Below are 17507 nucleotides of genomic sequence, written 5' to 3' on the forward strand. Positions count from 1 at the left end.
GTCCCTGCTCAGACATCGCCTCTCCCGGCAAAGCGTTTAACTCTTGCAAGCACCCCGGTACCTTGGTTCTGTGGTGCAGCATCGGTCGCGACTCTCGAAGGCAGCGCATACCCTGCGCTGGCTGTCGCACACGCCGTGGCCGATCCTCGCCCTGGACATGTTGCGCGCCAACCTTATCGGCGCCCTGTTCACCTTCGCGTTCCTGCGCTTCGGCATGCCTGAGCCGGACGCCATCGCACTGAACGAGATCAGCGCCCAGAACCAGGCGTTCTTCATCGGCTATCTGATGGCCGCCATCGTGATCGGCGCCCTGGCGTCGATCCAGCTGTCGATGCCGGTGCTGATCTGGCATCGTCGGCGGACCCGACTCGACGACGAAGCGGCCCGCCGGCGCGCCCTCCAGCTGCCCTGGCTGCTGACCTTCGTCAACGTCGGACTGTGGCTGATCGGTGGGGTGCTGCTGGCCGCACTCAACCTCCGCGAGTCGGGAAAGGCCGCGATCCTGGTGGCGATCGCGAGCGCCGTGGGTGCTCTGGTGACAGCCATCCTGAGCTTCCAGCAGTCCGAGAAGGTGCTACGCCCCATCACGGTGGCCGCGATGGCCAACCATCCCGAATCGGCCTCGGCACCGGGCATTACCCTCCGGATCGGGGTCTTCTGGGCGATCACCGTGGCACTGCCGATGTCGGTGATCCTTTTTCTGATCATCCTGCAGCGGACCGACGTGATCGACGCCACCTCGGCTGATCTGGAGCGTCCGATCATCTGGATGGCGGTGGCGTCCATCATCATCGGCCTGCTCGCCTTCGTGCGACTGGTCCGTTCGATCACCGATCCGATCAAGCAGCTGCGCACGGCGCTGAGCCAGGTGCGCGCGGGCAACCTGAACGTCGCGGTGAAGATCTACGACGGCAACGATCTCGGACTGCTGCAGGCCGGGTTCAACGAGATGGTCGACGATCTCCGAGAGCGACAGGAGCTCCGGGACCTCTTCGGTCGCTATGTCGGGGAGGACGTGGCGCGGCGGGCGATCGAGAGCGGCACCGAGCTCGGCGGAGAGGAGCGCTACGTCGGGGTGCTCTTCGTCGACATCGTCGGGTCCACCCGCCTCGCGGTGAACCGCCCTCCCCGGGAAGTGGTGGAACTGCTCAACGAGTTCTTCGAGGTGGTGGTCGAGGTCGTGGGTCACCACGGCGGCTTCGTGAACAAGTTTCAGGGCGACGCCGCGCTGGCCATCTTCGGCGCTCCGCTCGACCAGGACGACTTCGCCGGCCGGGCGCTCGCCGCCGGCCGGGAGCTCCGCGTCGAGCTCACCAGGCGCCTCGGTGACGTGGACATGGGCATCGGCGTCTCGGCCGGCAAGGCCGTCGCCGGACACATCGGTTCGCAACAGCGCCTGGAGTACACCGTGATCGGCGACCCGGTGAACGAGGCCGCGCGCCTGACCGAACTCGCCAAGGACGAGCCGACGCGCGTGCTGGGCTCGGCTCGCGCGGTGTTTCTGGCCAGCGAGAGCGAGGCCGAGCACTGGCAGATCGGCGAGGGCGTGGAACTCCGCGGTCGCGGCATCGAGACGCTGCTCGCGCGGCCGAACCTCGTGGAGATCGCCCCGGACGTCATCTCGGAGACACCGGACGAGGAAGACTGACCCTAGTGTCCCGTGACACGGGTGTGACGTAGCGGTCGGCCACACTGCGCTAGCGTGTTCGCCGACCAGTGCGTTCGATGGTGCTGTAGTCGCCGGACTCCGCTGTACGTCACGGTACGGTCAATGTCCAGCGCCGTCGCCGCCCACCTGTGGACGGCCGGAGTTGTCCACCACAGCCGCCGACGGGCCTGCCGTCCGCCGGCGTCGATGCCGACACTCGTCAGTATGCGTATCGAAGCACCGCTGGAGCAGGGGCACGGCGTAGCCTCCTGGGCCGCCTTGCAGAAAGCGGGTGCTACCAGGACTGACCTGCGACGTGCGCTCTCCACCGCAGACCTCCGCCGGTTGCGCCCGGGCTGGTACGCGACACCGACGGCAGACCCCGCGGTCGTCGAGGCCGTCCAGCGGGGCGGCGTCTGCAGTTGCGTCTCCGCACTTCGACTCCACGGCGTCTGGATTCCCGAGGGTCACAGCCGGGTCCACGCTCGTACTCGACCCGCGAACCACAACCGCAAGGTCCGCGGGTTCTGTCGGCGCTTCGGGCGCCCGCTGCGCGAGGGCTGCGCCGTCGACGACGTCACCACCGCCCTCGCGCACGCGGTGCGCTGCCTCAACCGCGAGGACACCGTCGTGGTGCTCGACTCGATCATGCACAAGGGACTCCTGTCGCGTGAGGAGATCGAGTACCTCCTCCGCTCGACGCCCGAGCGGGTGCAGTCGCTGCTGGATCTGTGTGCCATGGCTGAGGCGGGGACGGAGAGCATGGCCCGGCTCCGACTGACTGACCGCGGGTACCGGGTGCGACCCCAGGTCGAGGTACCCGGACTCGGCCGGATCGACCTGTTGCTCGGCAACCGGCTGATCATCGAGGTCGACGGCGAGGAATACCACTCCTCGAGCGAGCAGTTCCACAGCGACCGCGAACGGGACCTGGAGGCGTACCGTCTCGGCTTTCTCCCGATGCGCTTCGCCTACCGGCATGTGGTCCACGAGTGGGAAGAACGAGTGCAGGCCGTCGTCGCGGTGGTCGAGCGCGGTGAGCACCTGCCGATGCCTGCCACACAGCTAACTGCGGACCCGATGCTGTCCCTACCGTGACGTACAGTTTCGCCTTCGGCGCGAATGCCCAGCACGTCTGGCCCGAAAGGGCGCCGAGCCGGTTCCGTACGTCAGGGTACGGACACTCCCGCTCGATCGCGACGGACGCACTCCGGCAGGTTCCGACAGCAACCGTCGGTCGGGTGCCGAGTCGAGCGGGCCGGTCTCATCTGCCGGGCAGCTGCTGCTCGGCAGCGCGTCTAGTCCTCGGCCGCGGCCTTCTTGGTTGCGGTCTTCTTGGTTGCGGTCTTCTTGGTTGCGGCCTTCTTGGTTGCGGTCTTCTTGGCCGCGGTCTTCTTGGCCGCGGCCTTCTTCGCCGCAGTCTTCTTGGCCGCAGCCTTCTTCGTCGTCTTCTTGGCAGCCTTCTTGGCCGGGCCCCTGGCGCGGCGCTCGGCCAGTAGCTCCATCGCCCGGTCGGGGGTGATGGTGGCGACCTCGTCTCCCTTGCGCAGGCTCGCGTTGGTCTCCCCGTCGGTGACGTACGGACCGAAGCGGCCGTCCTTGATCACCATCGGCTTGCCACTGGCCGAGTCCTCGCCCAGTTCACGCAACGGCGGAGCGGCCGCCGCACGACCGCGCCGCTTCGGCTCGGCGTACAGCTTCAGCGCCTCATCGAGAGTCACGGTGAACATCTGCTCTTCGTTCGCCAGCGAACGGGAGTCGGTGCCCTTCTTCAGATACGGGCCGTATCGGCCGTTCTGCGCGGTGATCTCCTCGCCGCTCTCGGGATCCTTGCCCACCACCCGCGGCAGCGAAAGCAGCTTGAGGGCATCCTCGAGGGTCACGGTCGCGATGTCCATGCTGCGCAGCAGCGATCCGGTGCGCGGCTTCGGCTTGGCCGCCTTCTTGGCCGCGGTCTTCCGTTGGGTCGAGGTCTTCGCAACCTTGGCCGGCGCCTTGGTGGCCACCGACCCGACCTCGTCGAGCGCGACGACCTCGTCCGAACCGGCGGGGCCCGACTCTCCGGCACCGGCTCCCAGCGGCGACGACGGGTCTCGCGGAGTCGGCCCCGGCGGGATGGTGGCGGGCGCCGCGTCGCCGTCCTCGTCCTTGTCGTCGGGGAGGATCTCGGTGACGTACGGCCCGTAGCGACCTTCCTTGGCCACGATCTGGTGTCCGGTCACCGGGTCCACGCCCAGCACCCGACCCTCCTGGGGCGTGGAGAAGAGCTTCTCGGCCACCTCGACGGTCAGCTCGTCCGGCGTCATGTCCGCCGGAAGGTTGGCGCGCTGCAGATCCGGCTCGGCGCCCTCGGGGGCCACGTTGCGCTCCAGGTACGGACCGAAGCGGCCCACTCGGACGTAGATCGGGCGCCCCTGCGCGTCGTCGTGCACCTTGATCGAGTTCACCTCGCGGGCGTCGATGCCCTCGAGGTTCACGCCGACGAGCTTCTTGAGTCCGCCGAGCCGCCCGATGGTGTGTGCGGCGTCGTCCTGGTCGGACTCCTCCTGCGCATCCGCGCGGCCGAAGTAGAACTCGCTGAGCCATTCGGTGCGGTCGGCGTCACCGTTGGCGATCTCGTCGAGGTCGTCTTCCAGCGAGGCGGTGAAGTCGTAGTCGACGAGGCTGTCGAAATACCCCTCCAGCAGCCCGACCACGGCGAACGCGACCCAGGACGGCACCAGGGCGTTGCCCTTCTTCAGCACGTAGCCGCGGTCCTGAATGGTGCCGATGATCGACGCGTAGGTCGACGGCCGCCCGATACCGAGATCTTCGAGCACCTTCACCAGCGAGGCCTCGGTGTAGCGGGCCGGCGGATTGGTGGTGTGCCCGTCCGCGGTCAGCTCGGCCGCGGTCAGCGACTGGCCCTCGCGCAGGTTCGGCAGGCGGTTCTCGGCGTCGTCGGACTGTCCGGCGGCCTGATCGTCGACGCTCTCCACGTATGCCGAGAGGAAGCCCGGGAAAGTGATGGTGCGGCCGGACGAGCTGAAGATCACCTGCTCTCCCGTGGTGGCGGTGCCCCCGATCCGCAGGCTCATGGTGGTGCCCTTGGCGTCGGCCATCTGCGAGGCGACGGTGCGCTGCCAGATCAGTTCGTACAGGCGGAACTCATCGGTGCTCAGCGCAGATGCCAGCTGGCCGGGGGTGCGGAAGGTGTCGCCGGCGGGGCGGATCGCCTCGTGCGCCTCCTGCGCGTTCTTGACCTTCCGGTTGTACTGGCGCGGTGTCGGATGGACGAACTCTGGTCCGTACAGTTCCCGCGCCTGATTCCGTGCCGCGGTGATCGCCGACTCGCTGAGCGTCGTCGAGTCGGTACGCATGTAGGTGATGTAGCCGTTCTCGTACAGGCGCTGCGCGGTGCGCATGGTGCGGTCCGACGAGAAGCGCAGCTTGCGGCCGGCCTCCTGCTGCAGAGTCGACGTCATGAACGGGGCGTACGGGCGCCGCGTGTACGGCTTCTCCTCCACCGAGGTGACGGTGAGCGCCGCGTTCTGCAGGCCGGCGGCCAGCGCGGACGCCTTGGCCTCGTCGAGCACGACGACGGAGTCGGCCTTCTTCAGCTTGCCGTCCGGGCCGAAGTCGCGGCCGGTGGCCACGCGGGCGTCGTCGACCGACAGCAGTTTGGAGGCGAACCTCCGCGGCGACGCATCGGCGCCGGCATCCATGGTTGCTGCGATGTCCCAGTAGCCGGCGGAGACGAAGGCCATCCGCTCGCGCTCCCGGTCGACGATGATGCGGGTGGCCACCGACTGCACACGGCCGGCCGACAGCTTCGGCATCACCTTCTTCCACAGCACCGGCGACACCTCGTAGCCGTAGAGCCGGTCGAGGATGCGGCGGGTCTCCTGGGCGTCGACCAGGTCGATGTCGAGATCGCGGGGGTTCTCGGCGGCAGCTCGGATCGCGGATTCGGTGATCTCGTGGAAGACCATCCGCTTGACGGGGATCTTCGGCTTGAGCGTCTCCAGCAGGTGCCAGGCGATGGCCTCGCCCTCACGGTCGCCGTCCGTCGCCAGGTAGAGCTCGTCGACCTGCTTGAGCAGGGACTTCAGTTCGGTGACCGTCGACTTCTTGTCGGCGGACACCACGTACAGCGGCTCGAAGCCCTCGTCGACGTTCACGCCGAGCCTGGCCCACGACTGCCCCTTGTACTTCGCCGGCACGTCCGCGGCGCCGCGGGGCAGATCGCGGATGTGCCCGCGGGAGGATTCCACGATGTAGTTGCCGCCGAGGTAGCCCGCGATCTTGCGGGCCTTGGTCGGCGACTCGACGATGACGAGCCGCCGCACGGCGGAGGAATCGGTATCGGTGGCGGCCACGGGTGCCCTTCGGTAAGAGAATCGCTACTCGTTGCCGTTGTACCTTATATATAGGGCCTTCTGCACATCGGCATATCAGCAGTCTTCTGCCGCCGGCCATCCGCAGGCCCGATGCGCGTCCGACGACGCCCCGCTTCCAGTCCTGCTAACACCCCCGGCACTTGTGACGATAATCACAAGTGAACCCTCGGGAAGGATGGGTCTGATGTCTACCTGGCGGAGCAAGGCAGCAGCGGCGGCGCTCGCGGTCCTGGGTCTCGGAGGGGCGTTGACGGCCGTTCCGGCGACCGCAGCGGCCGCTCCGCACCCGTGCCGGGTCTCCAGCATCACCTGGGAGGCGGCGACCTTCGCATGCGCGCCGTCGAACAAGCTGGCATACGGCACGGTGCAGTGTCTGGGCTGGTGGTTGTCAGACGGGCTCGGTACGCACGTCGGGGTCTACGAGTACCGCCACTACGTCTACAACGGCGACCGCCTCACCTGCTCGTCGCCCGGGTTCGCACGCGTCGGGATCGTGCTCAATGCGTGGCCCAGCTGAGCGGGATCGCCGCTCCCCGAGGTGCGACGGCGGGTGGCAGAGTTCTGACGGCGACGTCCAGGCCGGGGCCGGTATCAGTCGATCCCAGGAGGAACGATGACGAGATCAAGACGCCGCGCCGCCGTCGCCCTGTCGGCCCTGGCCGTCAGCGCGGCCGCGTTCGCGGGCACCACCCTCACCGCCGGCGAATCGGCAGCGAGGGTCGACGACGGGTATTACACGTTCACCAGCAACAACTACGGCGTCTATCCGACGGTCACCCCGGCGCGGATCGACGACAGCGTGATCACCGTCTTCACGCCGTTCGGGGTGTACCGCTCTCGGGTGCACCAGACACCTGCCGGCGGGCACTTCGACCACTGGGGTCAGCGCATCCTGTTGACCCGGCAGACCGCCGACTCCTACAGCGGGCGAAACGTCCTGGGCCCCTTCGAAGTCGGTCGAAGTTCACTGGTGATCCGCAGGTAGCTGGTCCGCACTCCCACGAACGTCGCCCACCGGCACGTCTCGCCCGCCGTCAACTGCCCGGAAGCACCGCGTCGTCGGTCCAGCGAGTCTCACCCAGGCTTTCCAGTGCAGCCATGACGGCGAGATGAGCCGGTCCGCGGATCCCAGCCAGGTCGACGACGACCTCGTCGATGCCGTCCTCGCCCCGGGTGAGCGACACGATCAATTCCGGCGCCGGCACCGTCGCCCCTCCGGTCGACCCGAGCGAGCGTTCCAGCGACCCGAGAACGCGGGACAACGACAGATCGGTGCCGGATACCACGAGGCGATTGATCTCGACAGTCCCTGAACCAGTCAGATCGTCGTCGGACTCGGGCGCGAGCTGCTCGAGTTCGTCCAGCAGTTCGGCGACGGTCCGGTCGAGCGGCTTGAGGTACATCATGAGCTCGACGACGTCGAGCCTGCGCTCGCGCGACTCGACCTTGGACACCAGCGTCTGCACGACGCCCAGCCGGTTCGCGAGCTCCTGCTGCGTGAACCCCTTCTCCTGTCGATAGCCCTTGAGGATGCGGCAGAGCGCCTCACTGCGCTTCACGTATCCGTCTCCCCGCAAGGCCATTCATCGATGATCCCCTCCCCATCGAGATACCCAAAGATCGGTTGACCGCGGTTGCCGCCAGTGGGGCCGCCTCTTGCACACATCGTTGTATGCGCCTGCGCCTCCATCGTCAACCGAAAATGGGTTATTGTTCGGAAATGACCGCGATCCCACCGCCGCAACCCGCCGGCACGCCGCCGCCCACCGGAAATCACGGGCTTCCGGCGCCGGGCAATCCTGCCACCAACGGCTTCGGCCACGCGCCGCTCCCTGGACCTCCCGGTCCGCCGAACCAGACTCCACCGACTCGCTGGGACCTCGCTCCGGGCGCCGTCAAAGGCGCCTCGGTGGCGTTCGGCGTGTACGGCCTCCTGCTGATCGTGGGGTCGATTCTTCAGTTCACCGATGTCAGCGGCGTCGAAAACGCTTCCGACGACTTCGCCACTACCGTGTGGGCCCTGGGCGCCGTAGCGGCGTTCTTCGCGATCTTCCTCGGCCTGGGGATGCTGGCCATGGCGGTGTTCGTGGTCACCCGGATGTCCCGCAGCACCCGGATTGCCGCGTCGCTCGTTCCGCTCACACCGGCGGTCCTGGGCATCGGGACGCCGTACATCGGCATCGCGTTCGTCGGACTGTCCGCCGTCTTCACCCTGATCGTGATCATCGCCCTGTGGTGCTCCCCCGCCGTCGACTCAGCGGTGGCACATCAGAGGTTCTGAATCGGCACGTCACCTGTTACCTCGCTCGACCTAGGCGGAGACCATGAGACCACCGCACCGACCGTTCGCCCCGTATCTCGATCCGGGAGGATTCATGCTCCTGACTCCCGTCGATCACCCGCTGCCTCCTCCGCAGCGACGGATCCCCGGCGACATTCTGCTGCCCGGCCATCCTCAGCTCGAGCAGGAGATCGTCTGGGTCTTTCCGCAACTTGCTCAGACGCCGCTGTCGCCCGAAGTCGTACGCCGATGCGTGATTCACTGCTGGGACTGGGCGATGGGCGCTGCCGGTCACCGCGCGGCGGTGGCGGCGGCGTCGGGCGACCCGAGTCGGCGCCAGGTCGAGGCCGCAGCGGTCGCCGAGCACCTGTGGCGGATTGTGGAAGAGATGGGAGCGAATCCGCCGGCTGAGCCTGCGCTGCTCGCGGCGCGGCTCGACCAGCACGCGGACCTGTTCGGTCCCGCGGACGCGACCAGCTTCGCAGCGGTCCAGTGGGGACGGCGGGCGGAGTTCCGGCTGGCTGAAGAACGCGGACCAGAAGCCTGGCGGGCCGACACGCACACGCGGGCCCGCTACTCGTCGTTCGCCGCGATGAACGAGCTCGACATCGAGTTCTTCCACGCGCGCGCAGAGCGCCAGATCGACTTCTACGCCACGCACGCCTTCGACATCGCCGCCGTCTGGCACGGCACCCCGACGACGACCCAGCTCCAGCACGAGGCCGCGCGCCGCCAGCGCAACGCGACCCTGCTGAACGTGGGTGCCGGGGCGTTGCACCTGGGGGCCGGGGCGGTCAGCGGCGTGGGGGCGGGATTCCGTGCCTACGGCAACTGGCGGGAGGCACGCGCAGCAGGCGCGTACCGGGCCGCGAAGACCCGCTATCTCAATCGATCGGCCCACAACCGGAGGTACTGACGACGTGACGAATCCGTTCCAGAACCCGTTCGAGCCGAGTCCCCCTCGCCAGCCGCCGAACCCTGCTTCGCCGTTCCCGCCGACAGGACCGCCGGGTCTTCCAGTCACGCCGCAGTACCCGGTGCCGGGCTACCCGGTCTACGCACCGGGTCAGGGTTACCCCGCGGCTCGACAGTCGCGCCCGCCTATGCCCGCGCCGGTGGTGATCGCCTCGGTTCTCGGCCTCGTGGCGGCCGCGTTCATCGCCGCCGTCGCCGCGTACTCCGGCCAGGGACCGTTCCTCTGGATTCTGGTCGCCCTCGCCGTCGTCGCCAGCGTGCTGCTCTGGCTGTTTCCCGGCAATCCGACGCGTATCTTCATGACGGCACTCGCGGGATTATGGATCTTTTCTTGGGTGGGGATCCTGATCGCGGTCCCGGTGATCTGCCTTCTCTGGTTCCCCACATCGAGCCGGTCGTACTACGAGCAACTCCGTTGATCCGGTGTCAGCACGGATCGACGCCCACTTCTCCGTCGGGATGAAGGATCCGCACGTAGGCGGCATCGGACGGATCGTCGGCTGCACACGCCGCCTGCACGTTCGGGAACTGCCGAAAAACGATGTAGATCGGGGTGTCACCGCCCTGCGTCGAGGCCAGCCGGCCGCGGATCGACCCGCACTCCCCGAGCCGGGTCCCGTCATCGAGGACGAATTGGTCGGTGCGCATGTAGCTGCTCCCCGGGTGCGCCGCCAGGCCCGCCTCGATCTCGTCGCGATAGGCCGAATGATCGCCCCCGGTCGCATTCGCATAGACGATCAGGGCGCTGGATCCGTCGCACGGCACTGTGGAGATCGGGACACCGACGTCGAGAGCACCCTTCAATTCTCCGACTGGGCTCGCCGCGCGGGGAGACGTACCCGAGACATCGGGCGACGACGTCGTGGTCGCGCCGGCGCCGGAGGCGGTCACGCGCTCGCCCTGATCCCGGCCGATCCACTGCGCGAGCCCGTATCCGCCGGCGGCCAGAAGCAGGACCGCCGCCACCGCTCCCGCACCCATCAGCGCTCGCTTCCGATGCCGCCGCTCGGGTCGATCCTGCTCGATCGCAGCCGGCGGGGCGAGTGTTTCGACTGTCGACTGGTCGGCGACCGGCGGTGCCAGTCCGGCGATCGGCTCTCCGGCCAGTGCGCGTCGTGCGTCCCGAGCAAGCTCACCCGCAGTGGCATACCGTGCGGCCGGATCCTTGGCGGTGCCCACAGCGATCACCTGATCGAAGGCCGTACCGGTCGGTGGCAGCTCCCGGTGCAAGTGCCCTGCGATGATCCGCTCGACGCTGTCGATCCCGAAAGGCTTCTCCCCGCTGATGGACTCGTACAACACGCAGCCGAGCGCGTAGACGTCGCTCTTCGGCCCGACCTCCGTCTCGGTGCCGAAACGCTCGGGCGACATGTAGTTGATCGATCCGATCGGCACTCCGGTTCGGGTCAGCGAATCCTCGCCCGAGGTCCGGACAAGCCCGAAGTCAGCGAGATACGCGAACCCCGTGGAGTCGACGAGGACGTTCTCGGGCTTCACGTCCCGGTGAATCAATCCCGCCGCGTGCGCCGAATCGAGCGCCGCGGCGATGTGCGTGACGATGTCCACCGCGCGCTCGCGAGTCATCCCACCGCAGCGGAGCAGTCTTCGCAGATCCCCGCCGTCGACGTAGCGCATGTCCAGGAACAGCTGGCCGTCGACCTCTCCGTAATCGTGGATCGGGATGACATGCGGATCGCTCAGCTTCGCCACCGCGCGAGCCTCGCGGAGGAACCGGGCACGCAACTCGGCGCTGTGCGCGAATTCCTCGGGCAACACCTTCAGGGCGACTCTGCGGTCCCTGTCGGCATCGAACGCCTCGTACACCTCGCCCATGCCGCCACGGCCGATCTGCCGGACCAAGTGATACGCGCCGAGCGCGCTCCCACTCCGATCCCGACTCCCCATGGGCCTAGACATTACCCTGCATGACGCATACCAGACATCGGCGGCATACCATGTTGCGGCACGAGGAGAGAGCTGACAGGTGACCGAGACCCACCCCGATTCAATGACGGGACCCGTGCTGCGGATCGACGACCGGATGGGCTCTCATCACATGATCGCTCCAGGTCAGACCTTCACCGTCGGCCGGGACGGAGACCTCGCGTTCCCCGACAATCCGTACCTGCACCGGCAGCTGATCCATCTCGCCTTCCATGACCGCCTGTGGTGGATCTCGAACGTCGGCCGCAGGATTCCCGTCAAAGTCTTCGACGAGCGGACCGGCGCGGTATCGGTGCTGCGCTCCGGCGCGTCCGACGTGCTCGTCGCAGACCGAGTGGTCGCCGTCTTCGAAGCCGGGCCGACGGTCTACGAGATCGCCCTGCGGCTCTCCGAGTCACCCGCGCCGCCGTCGTTCGAGGGCGACCCGGGACGCGTTCCCACCGCCCAACCACGGGACCTGAACGTGGAACAGACGATGCTGCTGGCCGCCATGGCAGAGCCCCTGCTCCGCTATCCGGGGACGGGTCTGGACCGCATCCCCTCGCTCCACGCGGTAGCGGATCGTCTCGGATGGTCGGCGACCAAGGTGAACCGCAAGCTCGACCGCCTGTGCGAGCGACTGGCGGACGACGGCGTCACCGGACTGGTCGGCAGCGGTCGCGGCCTGGCCGCCAATCGCCGCACGCGACTCGTCGAGTACGCACTCGACACCCGACTGATCACCGCCGATTCCCTGCGCCTTCTCCGTGCTCCAGGCACAAACAGATGGCGGTCGGAGTAGCCGACGCGCGACGTCGCCGAGAGGGGAGTTCTCCCCATGTACAGGGGCGCAGACCCCTCCTAGCATTCTCGGCGTGGGCAGGACCGGGAACGGAGAAGCCGGTCGACACAGTTGCCGCCCACGAGCACTCATCGAAGGAGTCGGTTTCATGGCCATCACTGCATCCACCGCTCGGATTGTCGCGGGAACTGCGCTCATCGTCGGGCTTGCCGGCGGCGCGTCCTATGCCGGCCCCGGAGCGGCCACCGCCGAACCGGGAAGCGGCATCGTCGACGTCGATCCGGCCGAGTACGAGGCTCCGGGGTATCCAGGTTTCTACACCTGGAAGTACAACCAGGGCGACGGCGAGCAGATCTGCTCTCTGAGTCCGGCGCACAGCGGCACGTCTCCCGCGTCGGTCGTCTGTTTCGGCGAGTACCCCGCCGGTACGCCGGATGTGCAGAACGGTCCGTTCACGGGTCCGCCGAACAGCGTGGTCCTCACGGTCGAGGGTGTGCAGCCGTCCCTGAACGAAGGCGGACCGGCCACACCGCGATCCATGCCGGCGAACCATCGGATCAGCGCCTACGGACTCACCTGCACCACGCTCACTCCGAACGGCGTCGAATGCGTCGGGCCTGCCGCCAGCTTCCGGATCGACGACGGCATCGTGACCGAGGCCCGTGCGGACGGCTGACCGGGCACGCGTCGTGCCGCGACCGCGTCTAAGGGGATGCGGGCCAGGCGGCCCGAGCCTCGGCGCCGGGAGGCGGACCGCCTACCGTCTCGAGCAGCCGCGCACGACGCTTGCGACCGGTGATCCGCAAGGAGGGCTGGCTGCCGTGCGAACCCACCAGCGTCGGCGCGATGCCGATCCGCATGAGCGCCGTGGACAGCGGGCCGTGGGTGTCCGGGGCATGTGGGTCCAGATTCAGCACGTAGTGCGGACCCTCCGGGTGACCGGCGGCGAGCACCCACAGGCGCAGCGCGCGCGGCGACGGCGTCCAACCCTCCGGGACGGTCTTGACTGCACCGGCCGACCAGCGACGGTGCAGCGCGGTCAGTCGAGGATTCGCCTCGGTTCGGGCGATCGGCTTGCCCTCAGCTTCGGCAAGTTCCGCGTTGATACCGGTGACGGCGATGTCAGCGCAGATCGCCTCGGCACGCCACAGCTCCGGAACCACCACCGAAACCCTGGCTCCGGTCGCCGTGTGCAGCGATTGTCCTTGTGCCGCAAGCAGTCCGGCCAGGTCGTCAATGGCTGGATCCTCCGTCTCGGCAGAGAACAACGACAACTGGCTCACAGGAGAACTCTACGACGATCCGTCGGGAGTTCTCCGCGACAGGCGCAACGCTTGTCCCTACTGTGACTGAGAAGCCGGGACAAGGCACCCCTCGCCAATCAGCAATCAGCAATCAGCAAGGAGGACGTGTGCACGTGACTTCAGACCGAGCGGACGCCCGTCGCCTGCAGGCCTTTGTCGCTCTGCCCGAGTTCGTACTCCACTCTCTGATCTTCTTCAAGGGTGCGGAAGCCGTTCCCCTCGATCTCGGTGTAGTGAACGAACACGTCGCGGTTCCCGTCGTCAGGCGCGATGAAGCCGTAGCCCTTCTCCGCGTTGAACCACTTCACAGTTCCCTGTGCCATCTACTGCATTCCTCTTCTGACTTCGCCGATTCCGCCGCAAGGCATCGCACCGGAGGCCCTTTGACCGAGACCAGCTAATCATGCCGCCACGGTCAGGAACACCGTTTGATTCGCCTCCCTGAGTCGACGAGTCGCGCTCTACGCCGAACTCCAACCGGTCGCCCACGTCCTTCGCCAACCGAAAACAGGATATTCACTGCCATGCGAATTCACTCCCTTCTAGCGGTTCCCCTCGCCACCGCGCTTCTGCTCACCACCGCCTGCGGCTCCTACTTCGACTCGCCAGAAGACACGACAGCCGGCGCCAAGAGCCCTGTCGCGTTGAGCGCCGACGCAGCGTGCGAAGGCCGTACCGACTGCACCCCCGTCGGCAACGCTGACGTCGACGGGGACGGCCGTCTCGATGCGGTCGGCCAAGTCGTCGCCGGTGACGACCGCGTCGTCGTGGTGCACCTCGCCGGCGGCGCCACCGGATCTCTGGAGGTCGACGGCGACCTTCTACCCGCGCAGTCCACTCTGGTCGACGAGCCGCTCGAGGCGTATCGACTCGGGATCGGCTCCGCGGCACAGATCGTCGTGCCGGTGAGCTCCGGCTCCACCTCGATGCACTTCGCCGTTCTGGCCTGGCGCGACGGTGAGCTCTCGCGTCTCCAACCACCCGGATCGTTGCTCCGGCCCAGCGACGGCGGCTTCTCGCTCTGGTCGTTCCGCGCGGGCGAGGGTGAGCGCTCGCGCGTGCTCTGCACCGCAGACGGCATCGCGGTCGGCGAGGCCAAGACCCCGTATGGCGGCGAAACGGCCGGGCCGTCCACTCGAACTGCCTACAAGTACCAACGATCCATGTCAGGAACGGGGCACGGCACCGATTACACGATGACGAGTCAGCCCGAGAACGTCTCGCCGGAATCGATCACCTCGCCGCCCGGCACCGAGTTCTTCGCCTGCACCTCGATGCTCGAAAAGGACGCGAAGAGTCCGCAACGGAGCACAGCGAGCCCCGCCCCGACTGCGACCACAGCGGCATGCGAATCGCAGGATTCCGGCAACGACGCCCCGAAGGTCGACGCGGCGGTCGCCAAGACTCCTGCCCCGGAGAACCTGTCGTGGCTGGATCAGCGCGAAGGCAACTACGACCCCTGCCTGGATTTGAGCTACGTGGTCGTGAACTCGGGGATGACCGTCTCGTCCGCCGGCGCGGTTCTCCTGTTTCACAAGGGCGACTTCGTCGGCCCGTCGACCCCGTGCTTCGGCCCGCTCGGTCAGGTGAACGGCGACGGCACGAGGGTCACGGTGCCCTACCGGTGGTTGGTCGACGACGAATCGTTCGCCGACATGAAGGGTCGGGCCACGGTGACTTACCGATGGGAGAACGGACGGGTCGTCCCCGACGGGTCGCTCCCGCCGGAGCGTGCCGCCTCGTTGAAGTGCTGAGTATCCCGCAGGGCCGCGCCTGGCCGGATCTCCCCGCTCAACCCCGAGATCCGCATCGATAAGATGGAACGCCGGGCGCGACTACGGCGAGGTGCACGACGATGGAGCAGGTGACGTACGGCACCGAGTTGCTCGGCCGCACCCTCGCCGGCGCCGATCCCGAGGTCGAGAGCCCGCTTACACACACCGCGGTGATCCCCACGCGCACAGCCGAGTTCGCCGACTGGCCCGAGTGGGTCCCCGCAGCGGTGCGGGAGGCGTTCGCCGAACGCGGGATCGCCACGCCGTGGCGGCACCAGGTGGAGGCCGCCGAACACGCGGCCGCCGGTCGGCACGTCTCGCTGTGCACCGGCACCGCGTCCGGCAAGTCGCTCGCCTATCAACTGCCGATCCTCACCCGTTTCGCCGATGACCCGCACGCGACCGCGCTGTACCTCTCCCCGACCAAGGCGCTCGGCACCGACCAGCTCCGCGCGGTGTCCCAGCTGATCGCGGGCAGACCGGAGTTCAGCCACCTGCAGCCGTGCATGTACGACGGCGACACCGAGCAGGAGCTCCGGCAATGGGCGCGCCTGCACTCGCGGTGGATCTTCACCAACCCCGACATGCTGCACCTCGGCATCGCGTCCACCCACGCCAAGTGGCGGCAGTTCTTCGCCAAGCTCACGTTCGTCGTGGTCGACGAATGTCACCACTACCGCGGGGTCTTCGGTTCGCACACCGCACTGGTGCTGCAGCGGATCCTCCGCATCGCCCGGCAGTACGGCGCCGACCCGGTGGTGATCGGGGCGAGCGCCACCGTCGCCAACCCCGCCGAGGCGCTCTCCCGGCTGATCAACAGCCCGGTCGAGGCCGTCACCGAAGACACGTCGCCGCACGGAGAGCGGACCGTCGCCCTGTGGGAGCCCGGTTTCCTGGACGAGCAGCACGGCGAGAACGACGCCCCCGTCCGGCGCCCCGCCGCCGCCGAGGCCGCGCGCCTGCTCGCCGACTTCGTGATCGAAGGGGCGCGCACGCTGTGCTTCGTCCGCAGCCGCCGCGGCACCGAGATCACCGCCCTGCGCGCGCAGCAACTCCTCGCCGAGTCGGCCCCGGCGCTCGCCGGCCGCGTCGCGGCCTACCGCGCCGGCTACCTGGCCGACGACCGCCGCCGACTCGAACACGCTCTCGCCGACGGCGAACTGCTCGGCGTCGCGACCACCAACGCACTGGAACTCGGCGTGGACATCAGCGGTCTGGACGCCGTCATCGTCGCGGGCTATCCGGGCACCGTCGCATCGTTCTGGCAGCAGGCGGGCCGGGCGGGCCGGCGCGGCGAGGGATCGCTCGTGGTCCTTGTCGCACGCGACGACCCGCTCGACACCTACCTGGTCCACCATCCGGAAGCCCTGCTCGACCGCCCGGTCGAGGCGACCGTCACCGATCCGACCAACCCGTACATCCTCGGCCCACACATGCTGTGCGCGGCAACTGAACTGCCGCTGACGGAAGCCGACGTCGAGGCCTTCGGCGCACACGACGTGGTCGCCACGCTGACCGAAGAAGGACTGCTGCGCCGACGCAAGGCGGGCTGGTACCCGGCACCCTCGACCAACTCCGGCACCGGGGGACCGCACGCCGACATCGACATCCGCGGCGGCATCGGCGGCCAGGTGCTGATCGTCGACACCACCACCGCGCGACTGCTCGGCACTGTCGACTCCGCCCGCGCCAAACGCGCCGTCCACCCCGGCGCCGTCTACCTCCATCAGGGAGAGAGCTTCGTGGTCGACGAACTCGACCTCGACGAGTGCCTGGCACTGGCGCACCCGGAAGAACCCGACTGGACCACCTCGGTGCGCGAGAACAGCGAGGTGGAGGTGCTCGGCCTACCCTGTTCGCAGAGTTTCGGCCCGCTGACGGTGGCGCTCGCCGATGTCCTGGTGACCGAAGAAGTGGTCGGCTACCTGCGTAAAGCGCTGTCCGGTGAGATCCTCGACTCGGTCAGCCTGCACCTGCCGGCCGAACGACTCGAGACCAAGTCGGTGATGATCACTCTGGAGCCGGACGCCCTGATCGCGGCCGGAGTCGCGCCGGACAAATTCCCCGGCGCACTCCACGCCGCCGAGCACGCCATGATCGGGATGCTCGGCTTGGTCGCGACCTGCGACCGCTGGGACATCGGCGGCCTGAGCACCAACGCCCACCCGGGCACCGGCCTGCCGAGCATCTTCGTGTACGACGGCTACCCGGGCGGCGCGGGCTTCGCCGAGCGCGGCTACGAGGCGTTCGGCGCGTGGGTCGCGGCCACCGCCGATGCCGTCACCGACTGCGCGTGCCAGGCCGGTTGCCCGTCGTGCGTCCAGAGTCCCAAGTGCGGCAACGGCAACGAACCTCTCGACAAGGCGATGGCGATCACAGTGCTGCGCCTTCTGTACCGGCTGTTCGAGTAGGAAGTCGTG

The 17507-nt window shown here is 68.0% G+C and carries 16 protein-coding genes; 11 read left to right on the plus strand and 5 right to left on the minus strand.

Annotated elements, in window-relative coordinates; genetic code table 11:
* Nucleotides 1-70 precede the first annotated feature (70 nt).
* The gene (locus tag C6V83_RS00220; protein ID WP_105940688.1) at nt 71-1648 is read left to right on the plus strand and encodes an adenylate/guanylate cyclase domain-containing protein; all 1578 of its coding nucleotides are present in this window, start codon (nt 71-73) and stop codon (nt 1646-1648) included.
* A gap of 225 nt (nt 1649-1873) precedes the next feature.
* The gene (locus C6V83_RS00225; RefSeq protein ID WP_105940689.1) at nt 1874-2746 is read left to right on the plus strand and encodes a DUF559 domain-containing protein; all 873 of its coding nucleotides are present in this window, start codon (nt 1874-1876) and stop codon (nt 2744-2746) included.
* Between the two features lie 200 nt (nt 2747-2946).
* On the opposite strand, the gene topA is transcribed toward C6V83_RS00225, so the two are convergent.
* Nucleotides 2947-6006 (minus strand): type I DNA topoisomerase, encoded by a 3060-nt coding sequence (topA, locus tag C6V83_RS00230; RefSeq protein ID WP_105940690.1) that lies wholly within the window; start codon nt 6004-6006, stop codon nt 2947-2949.
* A gap of 205 nt (nt 6007-6211) precedes the next feature.
* Here topA and C6V83_RS00235 point away from each other — a divergent pair, with 205 nt between their 5' ends.
* Together C6V83_RS00235 and C6V83_RS00240 are read left to right on the plus strand one after the other, a co-directional pair.
* Nucleotides 6212-6544 carry a hypothetical protein gene (locus C6V83_RS00235; protein WP_159067407.1) on the plus strand — a complete coding sequence of 111 codons (333 nt, stop codon included), beginning with the start codon at nt 6212-6214 and terminating at the stop codon, nt 6542-6544.
* Nucleotides 6545-6640: 96 nt separating this feature from the next.
* Nucleotides 6641-7012, plus strand: coding sequence for a hypothetical protein (locus C6V83_RS00240; protein WP_105940692.1), 372 nt, complete (start codon nt 6641-6643; stop codon nt 7010-7012).
* A gap of 49 nt (nt 7013-7061) precedes the next feature.
* On the opposite strand, the gene C6V83_RS00245 is transcribed toward C6V83_RS00240, so the two are convergent.
* Complete coding sequence (locus tag C6V83_RS00245; protein ID WP_105940693.1) at nt 7062-7610, minus strand: helix-turn-helix domain-containing protein; 549 nt, start codon at nt 7608-7610, stop codon at nt 7062-7064.
* Nucleotides 7611-7747: 137 nt separating this feature from the next.
* Between C6V83_RS00245 and C6V83_RS00250 the strand changes: the two genes are divergently transcribed.
* From C6V83_RS00250 to C6V83_RS18215, 3 genes are all read left to right on the plus strand, one after another.
* Nucleotides 7748-8308 (plus strand): hypothetical protein, encoded by a 561-nt coding sequence (locus C6V83_RS00250; protein WP_105940694.1) that lies wholly within the window; start codon nt 7748-7750, stop codon nt 8306-8308.
* Nucleotides 8309-8402: 94 nt separating this feature from the next.
* A complete protein-coding gene (locus tag C6V83_RS00255) occupies nt 8403-9224 on the plus strand; it encodes a hypothetical protein (RefSeq protein WP_105940695.1) in 822 nt (273 codons plus the stop codon).
* Nucleotides 9225-9228: 4 nt separating this feature from the next.
* Nucleotides 9229-9702 carry a hypothetical protein gene (locus C6V83_RS18215; RefSeq protein WP_159067408.1) on the plus strand — a complete coding sequence of 158 codons (474 nt, stop codon included), beginning with the start codon at nt 9229-9231 and terminating at the stop codon, nt 9700-9702.
* A 7-nt stretch (nt 9703-9709) separates the two neighbouring features.
* Here C6V83_RS18215 and C6V83_RS00265 read toward each other — a convergent pair whose 3' ends face one another.
* Nucleotides 9710-11188, minus strand: a complete 1479-nt coding sequence (locus tag C6V83_RS00265; RefSeq protein ID WP_159067409.1) for a serine/threonine-protein kinase — start codon at nt 11186-11188, stop codon at nt 9710-9712.
* A 79-nt stretch (nt 11189-11267) separates the two neighbouring features.
* On the opposite strand from C6V83_RS00265, the gene C6V83_RS00270 reads away from it, so the two are divergent.
* Nucleotides 11268-12008: a hypothetical protein gene (locus tag C6V83_RS00270; RefSeq protein WP_159067410.1), complete on the plus strand. Its 741-nt coding sequence runs from the start codon at nt 11268-11270 to the stop codon at nt 12006-12008.
* 148 nt (nt 12009-12156) lie between these two features.
* The gene (locus C6V83_RS00275) at nt 12157-12684 is read left to right on the plus strand and encodes a hypothetical protein (RefSeq protein ID WP_105940699.1); all 528 of its coding nucleotides are present in this window, start codon (nt 12157-12159) and stop codon (nt 12682-12684) included.
* Nucleotides 12685-12712: 28 nt separating this feature from the next.
* Here the strand turns inward: C6V83_RS00275 and C6V83_RS00280 are convergent, their stop codons facing one another.
* Complete coding sequence (locus C6V83_RS00280) at nt 12713-13291, minus strand: hypothetical protein (RefSeq protein ID WP_105940700.1); 579 nt, start codon at nt 13289-13291, stop codon at nt 12713-12715.
* Nucleotides 13292-13431: 140 nt separating this feature from the next.
* A complete protein-coding gene (locus tag C6V83_RS00285) occupies nt 13432-13635 on the minus strand; it encodes a cold-shock protein (protein WP_105940701.1) in 204 nt (67 codons plus the stop codon).
* A 201-nt stretch (nt 13636-13836) separates the two neighbouring features.
* Here C6V83_RS00285 and C6V83_RS00290 point away from each other — a divergent pair, with 201 nt between their 5' ends.
* On the plus strand, nt 13837-15066 hold the full coding sequence (locus C6V83_RS00290; protein ID WP_105940702.1) for an LppP/LprE family lipoprotein: 1230 nt from the start codon (nt 13837-13839) through the stop codon (nt 15064-15066).
* A 101-nt stretch (nt 15067-15167) separates the two neighbouring features.
* Nucleotides 15168-17498 carry a DEAD/DEAH box helicase gene (locus tag C6V83_RS00295; protein WP_105940703.1) on the plus strand — a complete coding sequence of 777 codons (2331 nt, stop codon included), beginning with the start codon at nt 15168-15170 and terminating at the stop codon, nt 17496-17498.
* The last annotated feature ends 9 nt before the right edge of the window (nt 17499-17507 follow it).

The sequence above is a fragment of the Gordonia iterans genome (genome assembly GCF_002993285.1).
GTDB classification, from domain to species: domain Bacteria; phylum Actinomycetota; class Actinomycetes; order Mycobacteriales; family Mycobacteriaceae; genus Gordonia; species Gordonia iterans.

What these genes read in the sequence shown, in the direction of transcription:
- C6V83_RS00275 (WP_105940699.1), top strand. Translation starts at nt 12,157, where the DNA reads ATGGCCATCACTGCATCCACCGCTCGGATTGTCGCGGGAACTGCGCTC.
- C6V83_RS00285 (WP_105940701.1), bottom strand. Translation starts at nt 13,635, where the DNA reads ATGGCACAGGGAACTGTGAAGTGGTTCAACGCGGAGAAGGGCTACGGC.
- C6V83_RS00235 (WP_159067407.1), top strand. Translation starts at nt 6,212, where the DNA reads ATGTCTACCTGGCGGAGCAAGGCAGCAGCGGCGGCGCTCGCGGTCCTG.
- C6V83_RS00255 (WP_105940695.1), top strand. Translation starts at nt 8,403, where the DNA reads ATGCTCCTGACTCCCGTCGATCACCCGCTGCCTCCTCCGCAGCGACGG.
- C6V83_RS00225 (WP_105940689.1), top strand. Translation starts at nt 1,874, where the DNA reads ATGCGTATCGAAGCACCGCTGGAGCAGGGGCACGGCGTAGCCTCCTGG.
- C6V83_RS00240 (WP_105940692.1), top strand. Translation starts at nt 6,641, where the DNA reads ATGACGAGATCAAGACGCCGCGCCGCCGTCGCCCTGTCGGCCCTGGCC.
- C6V83_RS00245 (WP_105940693.1), bottom strand. Translation starts at nt 7,610, where the DNA reads ATGGCCTTGCGGGGAGACGGATACGTGAAGCGCAGTGAGGCGCTCTGC.
- C6V83_RS00265 (WP_159067409.1), bottom strand. Translation starts at nt 11,188, where the DNA reads ATGGGGAGTCGGGATCGGAGTGGGAGCGCGCTCGGCGCGTATCACTTG.
- C6V83_RS00295 (WP_105940703.1), top strand. Translation starts at nt 15,168, where the DNA reads ATGGAGCAGGTGACGTACGGCACCGAGTTGCTCGGCCGCACCCTCGCC.
- C6V83_RS00250 (WP_105940694.1), top strand. Translation starts at nt 7,748, where the DNA reads ATGACCGCGATCCCACCGCCGCAACCCGCCGGCACGCCGCCGCCCACC.
- C6V83_RS00290 (WP_105940702.1), top strand. Translation starts at nt 13,837, where the DNA reads ATGCGAATTCACTCCCTTCTAGCGGTTCCCCTCGCCACCGCGCTTCTG.